General features: G+C 63.5%; 16 protein-coding genes. 11 read left to right on the top strand and 5 right to left on the bottom strand.

The window, feature by feature from the left end; genetic code table 11:
• Nucleotides 1-7: 7 nt before the first annotated feature.
• Complete coding sequence (locus QCE88_RS26390; RefSeq protein ID WP_309907826.1) at nt 8-931, bottom strand: LysR family transcriptional regulator; 924 nt, start codon at nt 929-931, stop codon at nt 8-10.
• Between the two features lie 164 nt (nt 932-1,095).
• On the opposite strand from QCE88_RS26390, the gene QCE88_RS26385 reads away from it, so the two are divergent.
• Nucleotides 1,096-2,430, top strand: a complete 1,335-nt coding sequence (locus QCE88_RS26385) for an MFS transporter (RefSeq protein WP_309907825.1) — start codon at nt 1,096-1,098, stop codon at nt 2,428-2,430.
• 255 nt (nt 2,431-2,685) lie between these two features.
• Nucleotides 2,686-3,624 carry a glycine betaine ABC transporter substrate-binding protein gene (locus QCE88_RS26380; RefSeq protein ID WP_309907824.1) on the top strand — a complete coding sequence of 313 codons (939 nt, stop codon included), beginning with the start codon at nt 2,686-2,688 and terminating at the stop codon, nt 3,622-3,624.
• A gap of 28 nt (nt 3,625-3,652) precedes the next feature.
• Here QCE88_RS26380 and QCE88_RS26375 read toward each other — a convergent pair whose 3' ends face one another.
• Nucleotides 3,653-4,513: an IclR family transcriptional regulator gene (locus tag QCE88_RS26375; protein ID WP_309907823.1), complete on the bottom strand. Its 861-nt coding sequence runs from the start codon at nt 4,511-4,513 to the stop codon at nt 3,653-3,655.
• A gap of 284 nt (nt 4,514-4,797) precedes the next feature.
• On the opposite strand from QCE88_RS26375, the gene QCE88_RS26370 reads away from it, so the two are divergent.
• From QCE88_RS26370 to QCE88_RS26340, 7 genes are read left to right on the top strand one after another with little or no spacing between them, the layout of a single operon-like run.
• Nucleotides 4,798-5,889 carry an ABC transporter ATP-binding protein gene (locus QCE88_RS26370; RefSeq protein WP_309907822.1) on the top strand — a complete coding sequence of 364 codons (1,092 nt, stop codon included), beginning with the start codon at nt 4,798-4,800 and terminating at the stop codon, nt 5,887-5,889.
• A complete protein-coding gene (locus tag QCE88_RS26365; protein WP_309907821.1) occupies nt 5,882-6,799 on the top strand; it encodes an ABC transporter permease in 918 nt (305 codons plus the stop codon). Before QCE88_RS26370 ends, QCE88_RS26365 begins: the two co-directional genes overlap by 8 nt.
• A 15-nt stretch (nt 6,800-6,814) precedes the next feature.
• Nucleotides 6,815-7,609: an ABC transporter permease gene (locus QCE88_RS26360; RefSeq protein WP_309907820.1), complete on the top strand. Its 795-nt coding sequence runs from the start codon at nt 6,815-6,817 to the stop codon at nt 7,607-7,609.
• A 10-nt stretch (nt 7,610-7,619) separates the two neighbouring features.
• The gene (locus tag QCE88_RS26355; RefSeq protein WP_309907819.1) at nt 7,620-7,952 is read left to right on the top strand and encodes a (2Fe-2S)-binding protein; all 333 of its coding nucleotides are present in this window, start codon (nt 7,620-7,622) and stop codon (nt 7,950-7,952) included.
• Nucleotides 7,949-9,373 (top strand): FAD/NAD(P)-binding oxidoreductase, encoded by a 1,425-nt coding sequence (locus QCE88_RS26350; RefSeq protein WP_309907818.1) that lies wholly within the window; start codon nt 7,949-7,951, stop codon nt 9,371-9,373. Before QCE88_RS26355 ends, QCE88_RS26350 begins: the two co-directional genes overlap by 4 nt.
• Nucleotides 9,366-10,493 (top strand): FAD-binding oxidoreductase, encoded by a 1,128-nt coding sequence (locus QCE88_RS26345; protein ID WP_309907817.1) that lies wholly within the window; start codon nt 9,366-9,368, stop codon nt 10,491-10,493. The genes QCE88_RS26350 and QCE88_RS26345 overlap by 8 nt, the downstream gene beginning before the upstream one ends.
• 35 nt (nt 10,494-10,528) lie before the next feature.
• Nucleotides 10,529-11,575 (top strand): ABC transporter substrate-binding protein, encoded by a 1,047-nt coding sequence (locus tag QCE88_RS26340; RefSeq protein ID WP_309907816.1) that lies wholly within the window; start codon nt 10,529-10,531, stop codon nt 11,573-11,575.
• Here QCE88_RS26340 and QCE88_RS26335 read toward each other — a convergent pair.
• Entirely contained in the window at nt 11,557-11,790 is a 234-nt protein-coding gene (locus QCE88_RS26335) for a hypothetical protein (protein WP_309907815.1), read from the bottom strand. The two genes, QCE88_RS26340 and QCE88_RS26335, sit on opposite strands and share 19 nt — an antisense overlap.
• Nucleotides 11,791-12,205: 415 nt before the next feature.
• Between QCE88_RS26335 and QCE88_RS26330 the strand changes: the two genes are divergently transcribed.
• The gene (locus QCE88_RS26330) at nt 12,206-13,825 is read left to right on the top strand and encodes a gamma-glutamyltransferase family protein (RefSeq protein WP_309907814.1); all 1,620 of its coding nucleotides are present in this window, start codon (nt 12,206-12,208) and stop codon (nt 13,823-13,825) included.
• A gap of 340 nt (nt 13,826-14,165) precedes the next feature.
• Nucleotides 14,166-15,263, top strand: coding sequence for a type I restriction endonuclease (locus QCE88_RS26325; protein ID WP_309907813.1), 1,098 nt, complete (start codon nt 14,166-14,168; stop codon nt 15,261-15,263).
• A gap of 76 nt (nt 15,264-15,339) precedes the next feature.
• On the opposite strand, the gene QCE88_RS26320 is transcribed toward QCE88_RS26325, so the two are convergent.
• Both QCE88_RS26320 and QCE88_RS26315 read right to left on the bottom strand, forming a co-directional pair.
• Entirely contained in the window at nt 15,340-16,080 is a 741-nt protein-coding gene (locus tag QCE88_RS26320) for an SDR family oxidoreductase (protein ID WP_409018223.1), read from the bottom strand.
• Nucleotides 16,081-16,147: 67 nt separating this feature from the next.
• Entirely contained in the window at nt 16,148-16,945 is a 798-nt protein-coding gene (locus QCE88_RS26315) for an isocitrate lyase/phosphoenolpyruvate mutase family protein (protein WP_309907812.1), read from the bottom strand.
• Between the last annotated feature and the right edge of the window lie 18 nt (nt 16,946-16,963).

Genomic DNA, 16,963 nt, shown 5'->3' with positions numbered 1-16,963 from the left:
GGCGTCTTCAGGATGCGCGACGCGGCCCCGTGAGCGCGAACTCCGTCGTTGTGACGGCTTCGGCCAGATAATCGACGAACGAGGCGATTCGTGCGGAGATCGCCGTGTTGCGGTAGTAGACCGCGTTGATGGGCTGCCGCACTTCCTGTGTGTGCCGCGCGAGGATCTGCACGAGCCTGCCTTCGCGCCGGTCAAGCAAGGTCATGAAGTCCGACAGGCACACGATGCCCTGACCTTCCAGCGCGAGATGCCGCAGCGTCTCGCCGCTCGACGACGCGATAGCGGGCGTGATCCGATACGGCTCGCTGTCTTGCGCCGAAAGCGGCCACACATTGAGCGACTCGGGCTGGGTGAAGCCGAGCAGCGCATGATCCGCCAGTTCGTCGACGCGCTTCGGATGCCCATGCGCTTCCAGATAGCGGGGCGACGCGAGCACACGCAGCCGGCTGCTGCCGATCGGTCGGCTGTGCAGCGTCGAATCCTTCAGCCTGCCGATGCGGATCGCCACGTCGGTGCGGCGTTCGAGCAGGTCGATCACGCCTTCATTGCTGTTCAGTTCGAGCTCCACGTGCGGATAGCGTTCACGATAGTCCGCGAGCAGCGGAACGATGACATGAAGCATGAACGGCGTCGCGGCATCGACGCGCAACAGACCGGAGGGCCGCTCGCGTCGCGCGGCGATCTGCTCCTCCGCGCGCTCGACCGCATCGATAATTTCACGTGCATTCTGAAGAAAACTCTTGCCTTCGTCCGTCAGTTCCAGCCGGCGCGTGGTTCGCCGCAGAAGCGTGGTCTGAAGTTTTTCTTCGAGCCGGCCTAGCGTGCGACTGGCGCCGGAGACGGTCTGATCCAGCTGCTCCGCGGCGGCGGTGATGGATCCCGTGTCGACCACGGCGGCAAAGGTCTGAAGCTCGTCGAGCGTGACTTTCATCGTTGATTATTTTTCAAGGATGTTCCGGTTATAGACTAGCTTTCTCGCAAAAGTAAAGCCGTTCCGCACGCCGTCCATTCAGGAAAAAAACGGAAAATGGCGTTCCACCCAGAAAGCGCCGCGCGCGGTACGCTTCGGCGGCGGCCCACTCTTCGATCCCGAACATGATCAAGTCTTTGCTGACGAACGGTGTTTCCGGAACGCATCCGCCTGACGAAGACCGTGTGCTCGATCGCAAGATCACCTGGCGCATCGTGCCGTTCCTGTTCGCCTGCTTTGTCGTGTTGTTTCTGGAACGGATCAACGTGGGCTTCGCGCAGCTTCAGATGAAGCACGACCTCGGCTTCACCGACGCCATGTACGGACTCGCGGCCGGCGTCTTCTATCTGGGCTATGTGATCTGCGAAGTGCCGAGCAACATGCTGCTTGCACGCTACGGCGCGCGCAAGACCTTCTCGCGCATCATGCTGTTTTCCGGAATCACGGCAATGTGCACGATGCTGGCCTCCACGCCGTCGGCCTATTTCGCGTTGCGTTTCATGCTCGGCGTGTTCGAGGCCGGATTTTTTCCGGGCATCATCCTGTACATGACGTACTGGTTTCCGCCGCATCGGCGCGCCGGCATCATGTCCGTGTTCATTGCGGGTGTCGCGACCGCCGGCATGCTCGGCGGATTGTTCTCGGGATGGATCATGCGCGACATGAACGGCATGCTCGGGCTCTTCGGCTGGCAATGGATGTTTGCGCTCGAAGGCTTGCCGGCGGTGGCGCTCGGCCTTGTTGCACGGGTGTGCCTGGCTGATTCGCCGGCTGAGGCAAAGTGGCTCTCGGAGACCGAGAAGACGCGTCTGGACGCGATGCTTGCCGTGCCGGCGTCAGCCGCGCGAACGGACGGTACACGTGTTACACGCTCTATTGCCGCGAATCCGATGGTGTACCTGTTCGCGTTCGTCTATTTCACGCTGACCTGCGCATCGCTCACGCTCAACTTCTGGCTGCCGCTGATGATTCGTGACTTCGGCGTCAATGACGTCGCGCTCGTCAGCCTGTATTCCGTCATCCCGAATGCGATCGGCGTCGTCGGCCTGATCATCATCGCAAGGCATTCGGACCATAGCCGCGAACGCCGCTGGCATTTCCTGCTCTGCACGGCTGGCGGCGCGGTCGCACTCGGCGCGCTGACCCTGCATCCGCACAGTCTCGTGATCTTGCTGGGGTTGCTCACCGTGGCATGCGTGTCGATCTACGGAGCGTTACCGGTATTCTGGGCCGTCCCGCCTACCCATTTCGCGGCACGCGACACGGCGGCAGGCATCGCGCTCGTCAGCAGCATCGGGATTACGAGCGGCATCGTCAATCCGTGGGCGCTGGGTATCGTCCGCAGCAGAACCGGCAGCCTCGATGACGCCATCTACATCCTCGCCCCGCTGCTCCTGCTGAGCGGCATCGTGCTGCTTGCGGCCGTGAAGCCAGCGCGTCGGAGCGATGTGGCTTCTTGATTTCGGCACATGCGGCGATGGAATCTTCCCGCCTAGCTGGCCGTTTTTTTATCACTCTTCCATTCCGGTTTTTTTCGGAACAGAACGTCTCTTTGAAAAGCGGAATGCCCGGAAGCTCTTTTCTGAAGCCTTGCGAGAACGCACGGAGCCCGCGGCTCGCAGCATGAAGCACGCTAGCCTGCACGAAGGCGTCGGGCTTCTGCCGCGCTTGCCATGGATCGCGCGTTCTTGCGCATCGAAGCGGAGGAGCGTCGGATGGAACATCAGCACGAAAACCCTCGGAACCGGCTTCATGGTGAACACGCGCCTCTGAACCATGGCCGGCGCGCGCTGATGATCGCCGCGGCAGGATCGATGTTCACGCGCGTCGCGGCGCAGACGCAGACGAAGAAGCTCCAGACCATCACGCTCGGACAGATATCGCTCAGCTTCTACGCAGTGAGCGGCGGCGTGGTGCAGGAAGTGCTGGAGCGGCTGGGTCACACCGTCGTGGTTCGGGAAGGTCCGCACGAACGCATGTTTCCCCTGCTCGACGCAGGCGCTATCGACCTGATGGCGGCAGTCTGGCTGCCGGAAGGACACAACGAATACTGGACCGAGTACGGCCGGAACGCGCAGGAAGTCGCGGAGCTGTATCAGGGCGCGCGCTTTTTCTGGGCTGTGCCGGACTATGTTCCAGCGACGGAGATACGCTCCATCGCCGATCTGGCCAAGCCGGACGTGATGAAAAACATGAACCTGTCAATCCAGGGCATCGGCGCCGGCGCGGCGATCACGAGACTCTCGGAAATCGCCATGGACGAGTACGACCTCGAGGAACTGGGGTATCGTTTCCAGCCCGGTACCCAAGGCGAATGGATCGCTGCTCACGACACCGCGCTCGCCCAGCGTCAACGCTTCATCTTCCCGACGTGGACGCCGCAGTACCTCAACAAGGGTGGCAGCTTGCGGCCGCTCGACGATCCGCTGCACGTGCTGGGCGGCGAGAATCGGGGCTCGCTGGTGGCGCCGCAAGCGCGCTTGCAGACGCTTCCGGCGCGAACGGTGAGCGTGCTTTCACGCATCCGGCTGGGCATCGACGGCGTGACGCACATGGACTGGCTGGTGAACGTTCAGAAAAAAACGCCGCTGGAAGCCGCGCGTGCTTGGATGCGAGCCAACGATACGCTCGTCTCCTCATGGTTCGCCGCCTAGCCGGCAGCGCCAATCCACGCTCACAGGCTCACTCTCCCGATCCGGATAGCGGCTTCGTCGCCATTGCGCGAGTCAGGCCGTGTACCGGCCGCCGCACGGCGACATCGAACGGATTGATCTGCTGGCCGAGCGCCTGGGCCTGGCGTCGCAGCAGTTCGACCACCATCGGCAGACGGTCTTCGCCCAACCGCGTGGACAAGGTGCCGACGCTCAATGCGCCGATCGCCAGGCCCGAGCGGTCGAGAATCGGCACCGCGACGCCCGCCATGCCGTCGATCAAGCCACTGTTGCGTCCCGCGTAGCCTTGCGTCCGCACTCGCTCGATCTCGGTGCGCAAATAGACTTCGTCGAACACGCCATAGCTGTGCAGACGCGGCACATTGAAGCGAATGATCTCTTCACGCTCCGCCTCGGGCTGGAATGCCAGTATCGCGAGGCTGCCCTGTCCTACGCCCAGGGCCACGCGTCCGCCCACGTCGCCCGTGAAGGAGCGAATAGGAAACGGACCTTCGCAGATGTCGAGGCACACTGCATCGAAGCTGCTCTTCACCAGCAGGAAGATGGTTTCGCCGAGTCCTGAACACAGCCTCAACAGTGCGGGCCGGCACAGCGCGCGCATGCGGCTTGGGTTGCCTGCCTGCGCCGCGAGCGAGAAAAAATCGACGCTCAACCGATAGCGCTTGCTGCCCTCGTCCTGCTCGACGACCCCCTCGGCAATCAGCGCATGAAGAATCCGGTGCACGGTGGCCTGCGTGAGTCCGACTGCTTTCGCAAGCGCCGTGACGCGACTTCCCTCCACCTGATCGTTGCCTAGCGCCCGGATCACGGCGAATGCCCGCTGCAGCATGCCCACACCAGGTGTTCCGTTTTCGTCGTCCGATACCTGCATTCTTGCCTCTCCTATTCCATTAAACGGAATACCCCCCGCCGCGCATCAAGTGCCCCGATGTAGGCGGACAACCAATCCTGTAGCGGCGCTCCGGGATTACCCATATACCGCTCAGCGAAATTTTTTTCGGAACGTCGGACTGATTATTTCATCAATCGAAATCCAAACGCAGATTTCGATCGATGGATGGAATTTTAAATTGACCGGGCGAAATTTGGTTGGCTAGAGTCGCTCCATCGCAATCAAACGGATGTCGCCGCGCAGGCACACCGAAGGGGCTCGCCGTGTCGTTTCTCACCTTGACGGATCTGTCGAAGTCGTTCGGCGATCTGAACGCCGTCGCCGACGTCAACCTGTCGGTCGAGAAAGGCGAATTCGTTTCGCTGCTCGGACCGTCGGGCTGCGGCAAGACCACGACGCTGCAAATGATCGCCGGCTTCATCGAGGCCACGCGCGGACGCATCATGCTCGATGGCCGCGACATCACCCACATGCGGCCGAACCGGCGCGGTCTCGGCATCGTGTTCCAGAGTTATGCGCTGTTCCCGCACATGAGCGTCGAACAGAACGTCAGCTTCGGCCTGGAGATGCGCGGTATCGACCGTACCGAGCGCCGTGATCGCGTGAAAGAAGCGCTTTCGCTCGTGCGGCTCGATGCCTTCACGCACCGCTTTCCCCGCGAACTGTCCGGTGGCCAGCGTCAGCGTGTGGCGATTGCGCGCGCCATCGTCATCGCGCCGCCGGTGCTGCTGCTCGACGAACCCATGTCGAACCTCGACGCCAAGCTGCGCGAGGACATGCAGTTCGAACTGCGCGGCATCCAGCGCAAGATCGGCACGACGACCATCATGGTCACGCACGACCAGTCCGAGGCCTTGTCCATCAGCGATCGGGTGGTGGTGATGGAAGCGGGCCGCATCACGCAGGTGGATTCGCCCTATCGCGCCTATGAGCGCCCCGAGACGAGCTTCGTGTCGCAGTTCATCGGCAAGGCGAACATGCTGCATGGAAAGATCGTCGCGCGCGATGGCGATGCCATCCGCATCGATCTCGGTCACGACCTCGCGGAATCCGGCACGACCTCGCAATTACCGGAACGCGAGCGCGGCATCGGCGTCGGCGCCGCGGTAACGGTCTGCATCCGTCCGGAAAAACTTCGGCTCGGCGCGGCAGGCAGCGGACGATTGCCGGGCCGCGTGACCAGCCGCTTCTTCCTTGGCAGCCAGTGGCTCTACCGTCTCGACAGTCGCGCCGGCGAAATGCTCGTGTGCTGCCAGAACCATGGGGACGACCCGCTCGAGGAAGGCGCGCAGGTCGGCATCGACTGGAACACGGAATCGATTCGCTTCATCCAGCAGGAGGCTGCCCGTGGATAGCACGCTGCGCTCCTCGAACCCAGCCGCGACGCCCGACTCGCAGACCACGCGACGTGCGCCCTGGCACGCCTACCTGCCCCTGTGGCTGATGAGCGCGCCCGCCCTGCTGCTGTTCTGCGTGCTGGTCATCGTGCCGCTTGGCATGACGCTCGCGCTGACGTTCTATCGATTCGATCCGTCGCTCGGCCCGGTCGCGGCATTCGATCTCCATAACTACGCCGAGGTGCTCGGCTCGTCGTACTTCCATACGATCTTCCTGCGCACCTTCGGCATCGCCGCGCTCGTGACGGTGCTGTGCATCGCGATCGGCACGCCCGAGGCCTACATCCTGTCGCGCATGGGCGATCCCTGGCGCTCCCTCTTCCTGCTGGTGATCCTCGCGCCGCTGCTCGTTTCAGTGGTCGTGCGCGCCTTCGGCTGGAGCATGCTGCTCAACGTGAACGGTCTGGTGAACCAGTTGCTCGGCGTGTTCGGCATGGGGCCATACAAGCTGCTCTACACGACCTTCGCCATCGTCATCGCGCTCGTGCACGTGATGCTGCCGTTCATGGTGATTCCGGTCTGGACCGCGCTGCAACGGATCGATCCGCAAACCGAGAACGCTGCGCTCTCGCTGATGGCCTCGCCCGCCGTCACCCTGCGACGCATCGTGTTGCCGCAACTGGTGCCGGGCATCTTGTCGGGCAGCCTGATGGTGTTCGGCCTCTCGGCAAGCGCGTTCGCGATTCCAGGCCTGCTGGGCGGACGGCGACTGAAGGTTGCCGCGACCACCGTCTACGACCAGTTCCTCAGTTCGATGAACTGGCCGCTCGGCGCGACCATCGCGGTGCTGCTGCTGATCGCCAATCTGGTCGTGATGCTCACTTATTACCGTGTGCTCGAGCGGCGCTATGCGCGCAGCATGGGCTGAGCGAGACGAATCATCATGCGTAAAAACGGTCCCATCGCCCTGGCGTTCCACACCCTCGTCATTCTTTTCGTGCTCGCGCCGCTCGCCGTCGTCGTGCTCGTCGCGTTCACGCCCGAAGAGACGCTCACGCTGCCCACGCATGCGCTGTCGCTGCGCTGGTTCCGCGCGATCCTCGATTATCCGGATTTCATTTCGGCTTTTTTCAACAGCGTCAAGCTCGCTTTTGCATCGGCCACGCTTTCGCTGGTGATCGCATTGCCGGCCGGACTCGCAATTGGCCGCGCGCGCTTTCCGGGCAGAAATTTCCTGAACGCACTGTTGCTTTCTCCGCTCGTGATTCCCGGCCTCGTGCTCGGCATCGCCATGCTGCGTTTCTTCGCGATGATCGGCGCAACCGGTTCGTTCGCGTGGCTGATCCTCGCGCACATGATCGTCATCACGCCGTTCGTCATGCGGCTCGTGCTGGCTTCGGTGAGCGGCATGGACCGCAGCGTCGAGCATGCGGCGGCGTCACTGGGCGCGGGCGCGTGGACCACCTTCCGTCGCGTCACCTGGCCGATGATCCTGCCCGGCATCACGGGCGGCTGGCTGCTGGCGTTCATCAACAGCTTCGACGAGCTGACCATGTCCGTCTTCGTCACCTCGCCCCAGACCATCACGTTGCCGGTGCGCATGTACATGTACGCGACCGAATCGATCGATCCCATGATGGCCTCCGTGTCCGCGCTGGTGATCTTCATCACCGCCGGGGCCATGCTGATCCTCGATCGCGTGTATGGGCTCAACCGCATCCTGATCGGCCAGCACTGAACGACATCTCATGACTACCCCGACGTCCCGTTGCGCCCCGCAATTCGTCCGACTCGCGGAAAGCGGACGCGCGCCCGTTCCCTTCATTCTCGACGGCATGCCAGCACAAGCCCTCGCGGGCGATACGCTGCTGACCGCAATTCTTGTGCAGCAACGTCACGTGCGCCACAGCGAATTCAGCGGCGCGCCGCGTGCGGGCTTCTGCCTGATCGGCGCGTGTCAGGACTGCTGGGTGCGCGGCGAGGACGGCACCCGCATGCGCGCATGCTCCACACGCATCGAGGCGGGCATGCGTATCGTCACGCAGGCGCAACGCACCTTGAACCCGGAGGATGCGCAATGAGCGACGAGCGCCGTGTGGTGATCGTCGGCGCGGGCCCAGCGGGGATTCGCGCGGCGCAGACGCTGGTGGGCGCCGGTGTGCGACCCGTGGTTATCGATGAAAATCCGCGCTGGGGCGGACAGATTTATCGCCAGCCGCCGGCGGACGCGGGCTTCACGCGCGCGAAGTCCACGCTCTATGGCTTCGAGGCGCGCAAGGCCGATGCCGTCCATCGCGCGTTTGCCGCGCTGCTGCCCGAGATCGACTATCGTCCTGGCACACTGGTCTGGTCATGCGAAGCGAACCGGCTGGACACGCTCCACGCGGGTCGCGAAGCCAGCGTGCCGTACACGCATCTGATCATCGCGAGCGGCGCGACCGATCGCGTCATGCCGCTCCCCGGCTGGACCCTCGCGGGCGTCTACACGCTCGGCGGCGCGCAGGTCGCGCTGAAGTCGCAGGGTTGTGCGATCGGCGCGCGCATCGTGCTGGCGGGGACGGGGCCGTTGCTCTATCTCGTCGCCTATCAATACGTGAAGGCCGGCGCACGGATCGCCGCGGTGCTCGACACCAGTCCGCTCGCACGGCAGGCCGCCGCTGCGCCGCGCATGCTGAGCCAGCCCGCGACCTTCGCGAAGGGACTCTATTACGTTGCATGGTTGCAGGCGCGCGGCGTGCGCATCGAGCGCGGCGTGACGCTCGATGCCATCGAAGGCGAAGACGCGGTGCGTGCGATACGGTGGCGCACACCTCGCGGCGAGGCGCGCACGCTGGACTGCGATGCAGTCGGCATCAGTTTCGGTCTGCGTCCGGAGACTCAACTCGCCGATCTCGCCGGTTGCCGCTTCCGTTTCGATGCGCTCAATCGCTGCTGGATTCCGGAACGCGATGCGGCCGGCCGCAGTTCGGTGCGCAACGTGTATCTCGCGGGCGACGGCGCAGGCATCGCCGGGGCGGACGCCGCCGAACTCGCGGGCCAACGTGCGGCGCTCGCGCTGATCGAAGACCTCGGCATCATGATGCATCGTCATGGCCAGCCCGATGCCGCGCGGCTCGAACAGCAACTCGCGCGCATCGGCGCGTTTCGCGTCGGTATCGAGCAGGCGTTCGCACCGCCCGATCATGCCGCGCAAACCTGGCCCGATGATCTCGTGATCTGCCGCTGCGAGGAAGTCACTGCGGGCACGCTGCGCGCGTGCGTGCGCAGCGGCCTCGCTACCGAAGTGAACCGGCTGAAGGCGCTTACGCGCATCGGCATGGGCCGCTGCCAGGGGCGCATGTGCGGCGAGGCGGCCATTGCGCTGCTCGCCGCTGAAACCGGCAAACAGGCTTCCGAAGTGGGCAGACTGCGCAGCCAGGCGCCCATCAAACCCATTCCCATCACGCCGATGCTCTACGACGACGGCGTGCAGGTCCAGCCCGAAGAGGCCCACGATGAGTGATGCACGTCACTACGATGTCGTCATCGCGGGCGGCGGCCTCGTGGGGTCATCCACGGCGCTGGCGCTGGCATTGCAAGGCCTGCGGGTCGCGCTGATCGAACGACGCTTCTGTGGCGCGCAGGCGAGCGGCGTGAACTATGGCGGCGTGCGCACGCAAGGCCGCAGTCCCGAGCAGATGCCGCTCGCGGTGCGCGCGCGACGCGTCTATGCCCGCTTGCCCGAGCTGATCGGCATCGACGGTGAGCTGGTGGTGTCGGGTCATCTGCGGCTCGCGCGCCGCGAAGCCGATCTCGATGTGCTCGACCAATGGTCGGCGATGGCGCGCGAGCACGGCGTCGAATCGCAGGTGCTGCGCGGCGCGGCGTTTCGCAAGCGCTACCCGTGGCTGGGCGCGGCGGCGATCGGCGGGTCGCTCTGTCCGAGCGATGGTCATGCGAATCCGCGTCTCGTCTCGCCGGGCTTCGCGCATGCGGCACGTCGTGCAGGCGTCGACGTGCGCGAGCAGACCGAGCTCACGGATATCGTCTTCGACGGCACGCGCTTCCAGATGCGCGCGGGCGACCGCCGCATCAGCTCGGACTGGCTCGTCAACAGCGCGGGCGCGTGGGCCAACCGCATCGCGGGCAGCTTCGGCGAGACCGTGCCGATGAAGCCCATCTATCCGAACATGTGGGTCACCGAGCCGCTGCCGCGCTTTATTGGCCACAGTCTCGGCGTGGTGGGCGGCGGCGTGTATGCGCGGCAGGTGGAGCGCGGCAATTGCGTGATCGGTGGCGGCCGCGGTCATGGCGACGGCGAGTATGCCCAGCCCTCCACCGCCACCACTCGCGCCGTGATGCGCGATGCCTGCGCCCTTCTGCCCGCGCTGCGCGATGCGCTGTTGATCCGCACCTGGAGCGGCGTGGAAGGCGAAACGCCGGACAGCAATCCGGTCATCGGCCTGAGCCGCACCACGCCGCGTCTGCTGCATGCATTCGGTTTTTCGGGCGGAGGCTTCTTGCTTGCGCCCGGCGTCGGCGAAGTGCTCGCCGAACTCGTCACGCAAGGCGAGACCCGCACGCCGATCGACGCGTTCTCGATACAACGCTTCAGCCGGATGCCGCTCTCCGCTGCTCACTAACCTCAAACGCAATCGCCATAACAAGGACAATCACGATGAACCTGCCCCGCACACTCGCCTCCGTTGCCGCGCTCGTCGCGTTCGGCGTCACGTCGCCAGCCTGGTCGCAAAGCAAGACGATCTACATCGGCATGAACGGCGGACCGATGGAGAAGGCCTACACCAGCCAGGTGCTGCCCGACTTCGAGAAAGCCAACAACGTCAAGGTTGTGGTGGTGCCCGGCACGTCGTCGGACGTGCTCGCGAAGCTGCTCGCGAACCGCAACAGTCCGCAGATCCACGCTGCGTTCCTCGACGACGGCGTAATGGCGCGCGCGGTCAGCATGGGCGTCTGCCAGAAGCTCGATGACGCGCCCGTGCTCAAGGAGCTTTATCCGTTCGCGCGCCTGAAGGACGACATGGGCGCGGGCGTGCAGCTCGGCATGACGGGCATCGGCTACAACACCAAGCTGTTCAAGGAAAAGGGCTGGGCGCCGCCGACTTCGTGGATGGACTTCGCCGATCCGAAGTACAAGGGCAAGGTCGTGTTCCAGTCGGCGTCCAGCAGTACCTTCGGCCTGCACGGCTTCCTCGCGATCAACCGTCTGCTCGGCGGAAGCGAGAAGAACGTCGAGCCGGGTTTCAGCAAATGGGCGACGACGGTGGGCCCGAACGTCGTCGAATACATTCCGAATTCCGCGAAGCTCTCCGAGATGATTACCACGGGCGAAGCCGGACTGTTTCCGCTCACGCCGACCGCCATCGGCGACCTGAAGGACAAGGGCCTGCCGGTTGCCTACGTCGCGCCCAAGGAAGGCGCGGTGCTGTTGCTGGTCGATCTGTGCGTCGTGAAGAACAATCCCGATCCGGCGCTTGCGCAGAAGCTTGCGCAGTATCTGCTGTCGGCGCCCGCGCAGACGAAGGCGGCCGAAGCCGGCAAGCAGATTCCCACGAACTCGCACGCAAAGATGACGCCGGACATGGAGAAGAATCTCGGCGACCTGAATTCGCTCGTGAAGAAGGTGACGGTGGTGGACTGGGACACCATCAATGCGAACCGCGCGCAGTGGGATCAGCGCTGGAATCAGCAGATCGAGAAGTAAGGACGTTCGGCGATGGCCGGCGGCGCGCCGGTCGTCTTCCCTTCTGCGCTTTTTTTGGAACCGGATAGCGGCTTCTGTAGTGGTTCTTTCACCGCACAAGGCCGCTTTTTTTCAAAACGAACGGTTCCGCATTTTTCCGGAACAACGCATGGCTTATAAGTGAGCCGTCGTAGTCGGGCACACGCACGCATGCCGACGCCGTTCTTCTCCTGCATTTACCGGCACGCCTCCAACGGCTCTCACGAGGCGCGCTTCCTTCACGACAAAAACCTGAGCAACCAATTCCGATAAAAAGCTGAACGCGTTTCGCAAAAAACACGCGACGAGCGGATCAGTCTCGTAAGCGCGCGCTCAAAAGTGCGCCGTCACATGGCTTCGAGACAGTCGAGTACCAGCGGCACCTCAAAGAAACAGGAAAGCAGGCGCTGAGCGTGACAGTGCAGTCGCCCGAGCGAATCTTTCAATTCGCCGTGCCTGGGAGACAGGGCCCGTCACCGTGTCCGAGCAACAGCGGCTGAAATCCCTCCATGCCGCGGATTCATTGGACGCGATCATTTCGGCCACCGACAATGAGCGAACCCGCGCCATAAGCTCGCGCATCTGCCTTCCGCTCATTCCGAACGCGCCTTCATGACCTTCCAGCACTCCAACCCCTCGCGCGGCACACGCGGCATGGTCGTCGCGCCGCATTCGCTCGCAACGCAAAGCGCCCTCGCCGTGTTGCGCGAAGGCGGCAATGCGGTCGAAGCGATGATCTCCGCCGCCGCCACCATCGCGGTGGTGTATCCGCACATGAACGGTATCGGCGGGGACGGCTTCTGGCTGATCTCGCGTCCCGGCGAGCCGCCCGTCGGCATCGAGGCATGCGGGTCCGCCGCCTCGGCCGCCAGCATCGAACGGTATCGCGCGCTCGGGTTCGATCGCATTCCGCATCGCGGCGCGCTTGCAGCGAACACGATGGCCGGCACCGTATCGGGCTGGCAGGCCGCGTTCGACTGGTCCGCGAACACGCTCGGCGGCCGCCTGCCGGTCTCGCGCCTGCTCGACGACGCCATTGCCTACGCCACCCACGGCGTGCCCGTCACCGACAGCCAGGCGCGCTGCGTCGCCGCCAAGCGCAGCGAACTGGAAGAGGTGCCCGGCTTCGCCGAAACCTTCATGCCCGACGCACTCGATGGCGCCCCGCCACGCGCCGGCGCTCGCTTCACGCAGCCGCGCATGGCCGCGACGCTCGCGCAGCTCGTCCACAACGGTCTCGACGACTTCTATCGCGGCGATCTCGCGCGCACGCTCGCGCAGGAACTCGGCGCACTCGGCAGCCCGCTTGCGCTGGAAGACTTCGAGCGGCATCGCGCGCGCCTCGTGACTCCGCTCGCGCTCACGCATTCGCTCGGCACGGTCTACAACATGCCGCCGCCGACACAAGGCCTCGTGTCACTGCTTATCGTCTGCCTGCTGGACCGCGGGTTGCGCGATGACATGGACCCGCTCGGTCCCGAGTACGTGCATGCGTGCGTCGAAGCGACCAAGCTCGCCTTCCGGATTCGCGATGCGCACATCACCGATCCCGATCACATGGACGTCGATCCGCAGACCCTGCTCGATCCCGCCCGCCTCGACGCACTCGCCGCGCAGATCTCCTTCACGCAGGCCGCGCCGTGGGGCAACGGACGCGGTCCCGCCGATACCGTATGGCTCGGCGTCGTCGATGGCGACGGCGTCGCCGTGAGCTTCATCCAGAGCATTTATCACGAGTTCGGCAGCGGCATCGTCCTGCCGGGTACGGGCGTGAACTGGCAGAACCGCGGCTGCAGCTTCTCGCTCGACGCTGCCTCGCTCAATCCGCTGACGCCGGGCCGGCGTCCGTTCCACACGCTGAATCCCGCACTCGCGCGCTTCGCCGATGGACGCGTCATGGTCTACGGCAACATGGGCGGCGACGGCCAGCCGCAATCGCAGAGCGCGGTGTTCACGCGTATTGCGCGGTATGGCTGGAATCCGCAATCGGCTATCGACGCGCCGCGCTGGCTGCTCGGGCGCACATGGGGACAGGCAAGTGACTCGCTCAAGCTGGAAGCGCGCTTCGGCGATGCAACCGTCGCCCCGCTGCGCCAACTCGGCCATGAAGTCGATGTCCTGCTGCCCTACGATGAAACCATGGGCCACGCCGGGGCCATCATCCGCTACCCGAACGGCTGCTTCGAAGGCGGCCACGATCCGCGCAGCGACGGCGTGGCGATCGGCTGGTAGGTCGCTCAGCAAGGCAGTGCACCAGGTTCTGCCGGTGCACTGGAGCAAGATTCATCGACAAACCCAGGGCCTTGGGTTAATCCCGCTGTCCCTGGGTTCACTAAGGTTGGCAGGGCGTGCCGTCTTCGGATAATCCTCGCGCTGTTAGCCGGCCGCTTGAACGGGTACGTGCCGCGCACAGCCCTACTGCCGCAATCAAGCTGTGACGCAATCAGAAAAATTCGATTTCTGAAGCTTCGTTGCGCCCTTACCAAGCTTGACATTCTTTGACGTTCACAAAGGCCGGATCGTGGGACTCTCGCGCGGGAGCGATTCCTACAAAAACGGAGAAGAAAAGAAAATGGATTTCATTGATGAAGTGAAGACTTTGGCAGCACGCATCGCAACAGCGAAAGATAGGGTGCAAACCGAAGAGGCAACCAAGAATGCCATGGTGATGCCGTTCATCCATCTGCTGGGATATAACGTCTTTGATCCTCTCGAGGTGACACCCGAACTGATCGCCGATGTTGGCACGAAGAAAGGCGAGAAGGTGGACTATGCGATCCTGAAAGACGGCAAACCCATCATGCTGTTCGAGTGCAAGAAATCCGGCGGCGATCTGAACATCAATCATGCAAGCCAGCTTTTCCGCTATTTCCACGTCACGGAAGCGCGATTCGGGGTGTTGACGAATGGTCTCGTCTATCGGTTCTTTACTGACCTTGAACAGCCGAACAAGATGGACGAGAAGCCGTTCTTCGAATTCAATATCGTTGACTTCCGCGATCAGGATGTCGATGAACTGAAGAAGTTCGCCAAGGCTGCGTTTGACCTCGAAAACATCCTGACCACGGCAAACCACCTCAAATATACGCGTGCAATCAAGAATACCCTTAGCGAATGGATGGCTGAGCCTCCCGAGGAATTCGTCCGGCTCGTGTCGGCGGAATTCCTGGCAGGCAAGCATTTCAGGACCACAGTGAAGGATCAGTTCACGCAGATCACGAAACACGCTTTTCAGCAGCTGGTGGCTGACAAGATCAATGGTCGTCTTAAGGGAGCAATGACGCCGGAACCGGCGTTGCTTCCATCGGCGCCACAGACAGGGAGCGACACGGCGCCCGGCGATGCATCCGAGCCGACTGCCATCGAGGTCGAGGCATTCCAGATTATCCGGGCAATCCTGCGGCCTGTCATATCGCCAGGGATGGTGGCGATACGCGGCGCGGCAAGCTATTGCGCGATTCTTTTCGACGATAACAATCGCAAACCCATCTGCAGATTGCGGTTCAAGAATGAAAGCAGGCTTGTTATCGGCGTGTTCGACGACAAGAAGGAAGAGGACCGTGTGCATCTGGAGAATCTGGATGCCATTTTCGAACTTTCCGACAGGTTGAAAGCCTGCGCGAGTTCATACATGAAACCGGCGCGGGAGGACGAAAGCGCTGTCGCCTAGTTGTCTCGATGTCCAAGCCGGCGCCGCCGTCGTGCAGCATCACAGCGGGCCGGCGTACAAAACACACCTCTCGTATTCAGGCGTTCGCGCCGCCATCCACCGTGAGCGTCGCGCCGGTGATATAGCCGGCGTTCGCGCTTGCCAGAAACACCACGGCCTGCGCGATATCCTCGCCCGTGCCGTAGTCGCCGGTGGCCGTCAGCGCTTTCAGCGTGGGTCCGAACGGACCTTCCACCGGGTTCATGTCCGTATTGATGGAGCCGGGCTGCACGAGATTCGCGGTGATCCGCTGCGGGCCGAGTTCTCTTGCCAAGCCCTGCGTAAATGCCACGAGCGCGGACTTGGATGCGGAATAGACGCCAAGCAACGAAGCGGGCACCCGGTCCGCGAAGTAACTGCCAATCGAAATCACGCGGCCACCCGCCTTCAGGTGCGGAATCGCCGCCTTCGCAGCGAGAATCGGCGCGCGCACGTTCACGTTCAGCGTGGCGTCGATATCCTCGAGCGAAATGTCCTTCACATCGCCCATGCGCAAAATGCCGGCGTTATTGACCAGGATATCGAGCCCACCCAGCGCCTCGACCGTCTTCTGCACGGATGCGTGGATCGCCGCCGCATCCGCGCTGTTCGCCTGGATCGCGACGCCACGGCGGCCTTCCGCCTCGATCGCCTGCACGACCTGTGCGGCCTGTTCCGCCGACTTCTCATACGTGATCGCAACGTCCGCGCCGGCAGCCGCCAATGCCTTGGCAATCGAAGCGCCGATACCGCGACTTGCGCCGGTCACCAGAGCGCGTTTTCCTTCGAGCATCATCATGTCCTTCTCCAGAGTGGTTTATTGAATACAACATCGCGAAGGGCGTGGTTCCGCCCATACCGATCCATCAGTTGAACAATCCTTGAATCTCGCCGTACGGCAGCGGTGCATCGTCGAGTGCTTCGGAACGGCCATGTGCAAGGAAGTCCACGGCCAGCGCCTTGGTCCTGCCGAGCACCACCTGCGCGATACCGCTGCCCGCGCTGAGCCGTCGCACGCCGAGTGTTCCGAGCGTCGCGGCGTCGGGCAGGCCCGGCAGCGCCATCACGTTCAACGGCAGCCGGATGTCCCGGACAATCGTCTCGATGTCGGACGGCCGCGTCAGCGCCGGAACAAACAGGCCGTCCGCACCCGCCGATGCATACAGCCCGCCGCGCGCAATCGCCTCCTGCGGCTGCTTCGGCGGTTCGACGAGGCTCGCAAGAAACACGTCGCTGCGTGCGTTGACGAAGAGGTCCAGACCGGCGTTCGTCACGGCCGCCTTGATCGCCTCGATCTTCGCGGCCAGCAGCGACGCCGGGTCCGGTCCGTCTTCGATGTTGATGCCGGCGATCCCCAGATCGGCCAGCCTTAGCACCTGCTCCGCGACGGTCTTCGGATCGTCGGAATAGCCGTGTTCGACATCCACCGACAACGGCACGGCAAGCACGCGCATGATCCGTCGAACGGACGCGAGGACTTCATCGAACGGCAGCATGCGGCCATCGGGATAACCGAGCGCCCATGCAAATCCCGCGCTGGTCGTCGCAATCGCCGATGCCCCTTGAGCCTCGATAAGCCGCGCACTGCCCGCGTCCCATGCGTTCGGCAACAGAAGCGGCGTCGATTGACCGTGCAGGCTGCGAAACGTCTCTACCTTGGACATGACTGTTTCCTCAGAAGT

Origin of the sequence: Caballeronia sp. LZ035 (genome assembly GCF_031451175.1) — a bacterium.
Lineage (GTDB): Bacteria > Pseudomonadota > Gammaproteobacteria > Burkholderiales > Burkholderiaceae > Caballeronia.
Note: the sequence above shows the minus strand (reverse complement) of the source record. Positions and strands in the feature narration are given on the sequence as shown.

Coding starts and splice junctions, on each gene's coding strand:
- QCE88_RS26390 (WP_309907826.1), bottom strand. CDS start 931: ATGAAAGTCACGCTCGACGAGCTTCAGACCTTTGCCGCCGTGGTCGAC.
- QCE88_RS26385 (WP_309907825.1), top strand. CDS start 1,096: ATGATCAAGTCTTTGCTGACGAACGGTGTTTCCGGAACGCATCCGCCT.
- QCE88_RS26380 (WP_309907824.1), top strand. CDS start 2,686: ATGGAACATCAGCACGAAAACCCTCGGAACCGGCTTCATGGTGAACAC.
- QCE88_RS26375 (WP_309907823.1), bottom strand. CDS start 4,513: ATGCAGGTATCGGACGACGAAAACGGAACACCTGGTGTGGGCATGCTG.
- QCE88_RS26360 (WP_309907820.1), top strand. CDS start 6,815: ATGCGTAAAAACGGTCCCATCGCCCTGGCGTTCCACACCCTCGTCATT.
- QCE88_RS26355 (WP_309907819.1), top strand. CDS start 7,620: ATGACTACCCCGACGTCCCGTTGCGCCCCGCAATTCGTCCGACTCGCG.
- QCE88_RS26350 (WP_309907818.1), top strand. CDS start 7,949: ATGAGCGACGAGCGCCGTGTGGTGATCGTCGGCGCGGGCCCAGCGGGG.
- QCE88_RS26345 (WP_309907817.1), top strand. CDS start 9,366: ATGAGTGATGCACGTCACTACGATGTCGTCATCGCGGGCGGCGGCCTC.
- QCE88_RS26340 (WP_309907816.1), top strand. CDS start 10,529: ATGAACCTGCCCCGCACACTCGCCTCCGTTGCCGCGCTCGTCGCGTTC.
- QCE88_RS26335 (WP_309907815.1), bottom strand. CDS start 11,790: ATGCAGGAGAAGAACGGCGTCGGCATGCGTGCGTGTGCCCGACTACGA.
- QCE88_RS26330 (WP_309907814.1), top strand. CDS start 12,206: ATGACCTTCCAGCACTCCAACCCCTCGCGCGGCACACGCGGCATGGTC.
- QCE88_RS26325 (WP_309907813.1), top strand. CDS start 14,166: ATGGATTTCATTGATGAAGTGAAGACTTTGGCAGCACGCATCGCAACA.
- QCE88_RS26320 (WP_409018223.1), bottom strand. CDS start 16,080: ATGATGATGCTCGAAGGAAAACGCGCTCTGGTGACCGGCGCAAGTCGC.
- QCE88_RS26315 (WP_309907812.1), bottom strand. CDS start 16,945: ATGTCCAAGGTAGAGACGTTTCGCAGCCTGCACGGTCAATCGACGCCG.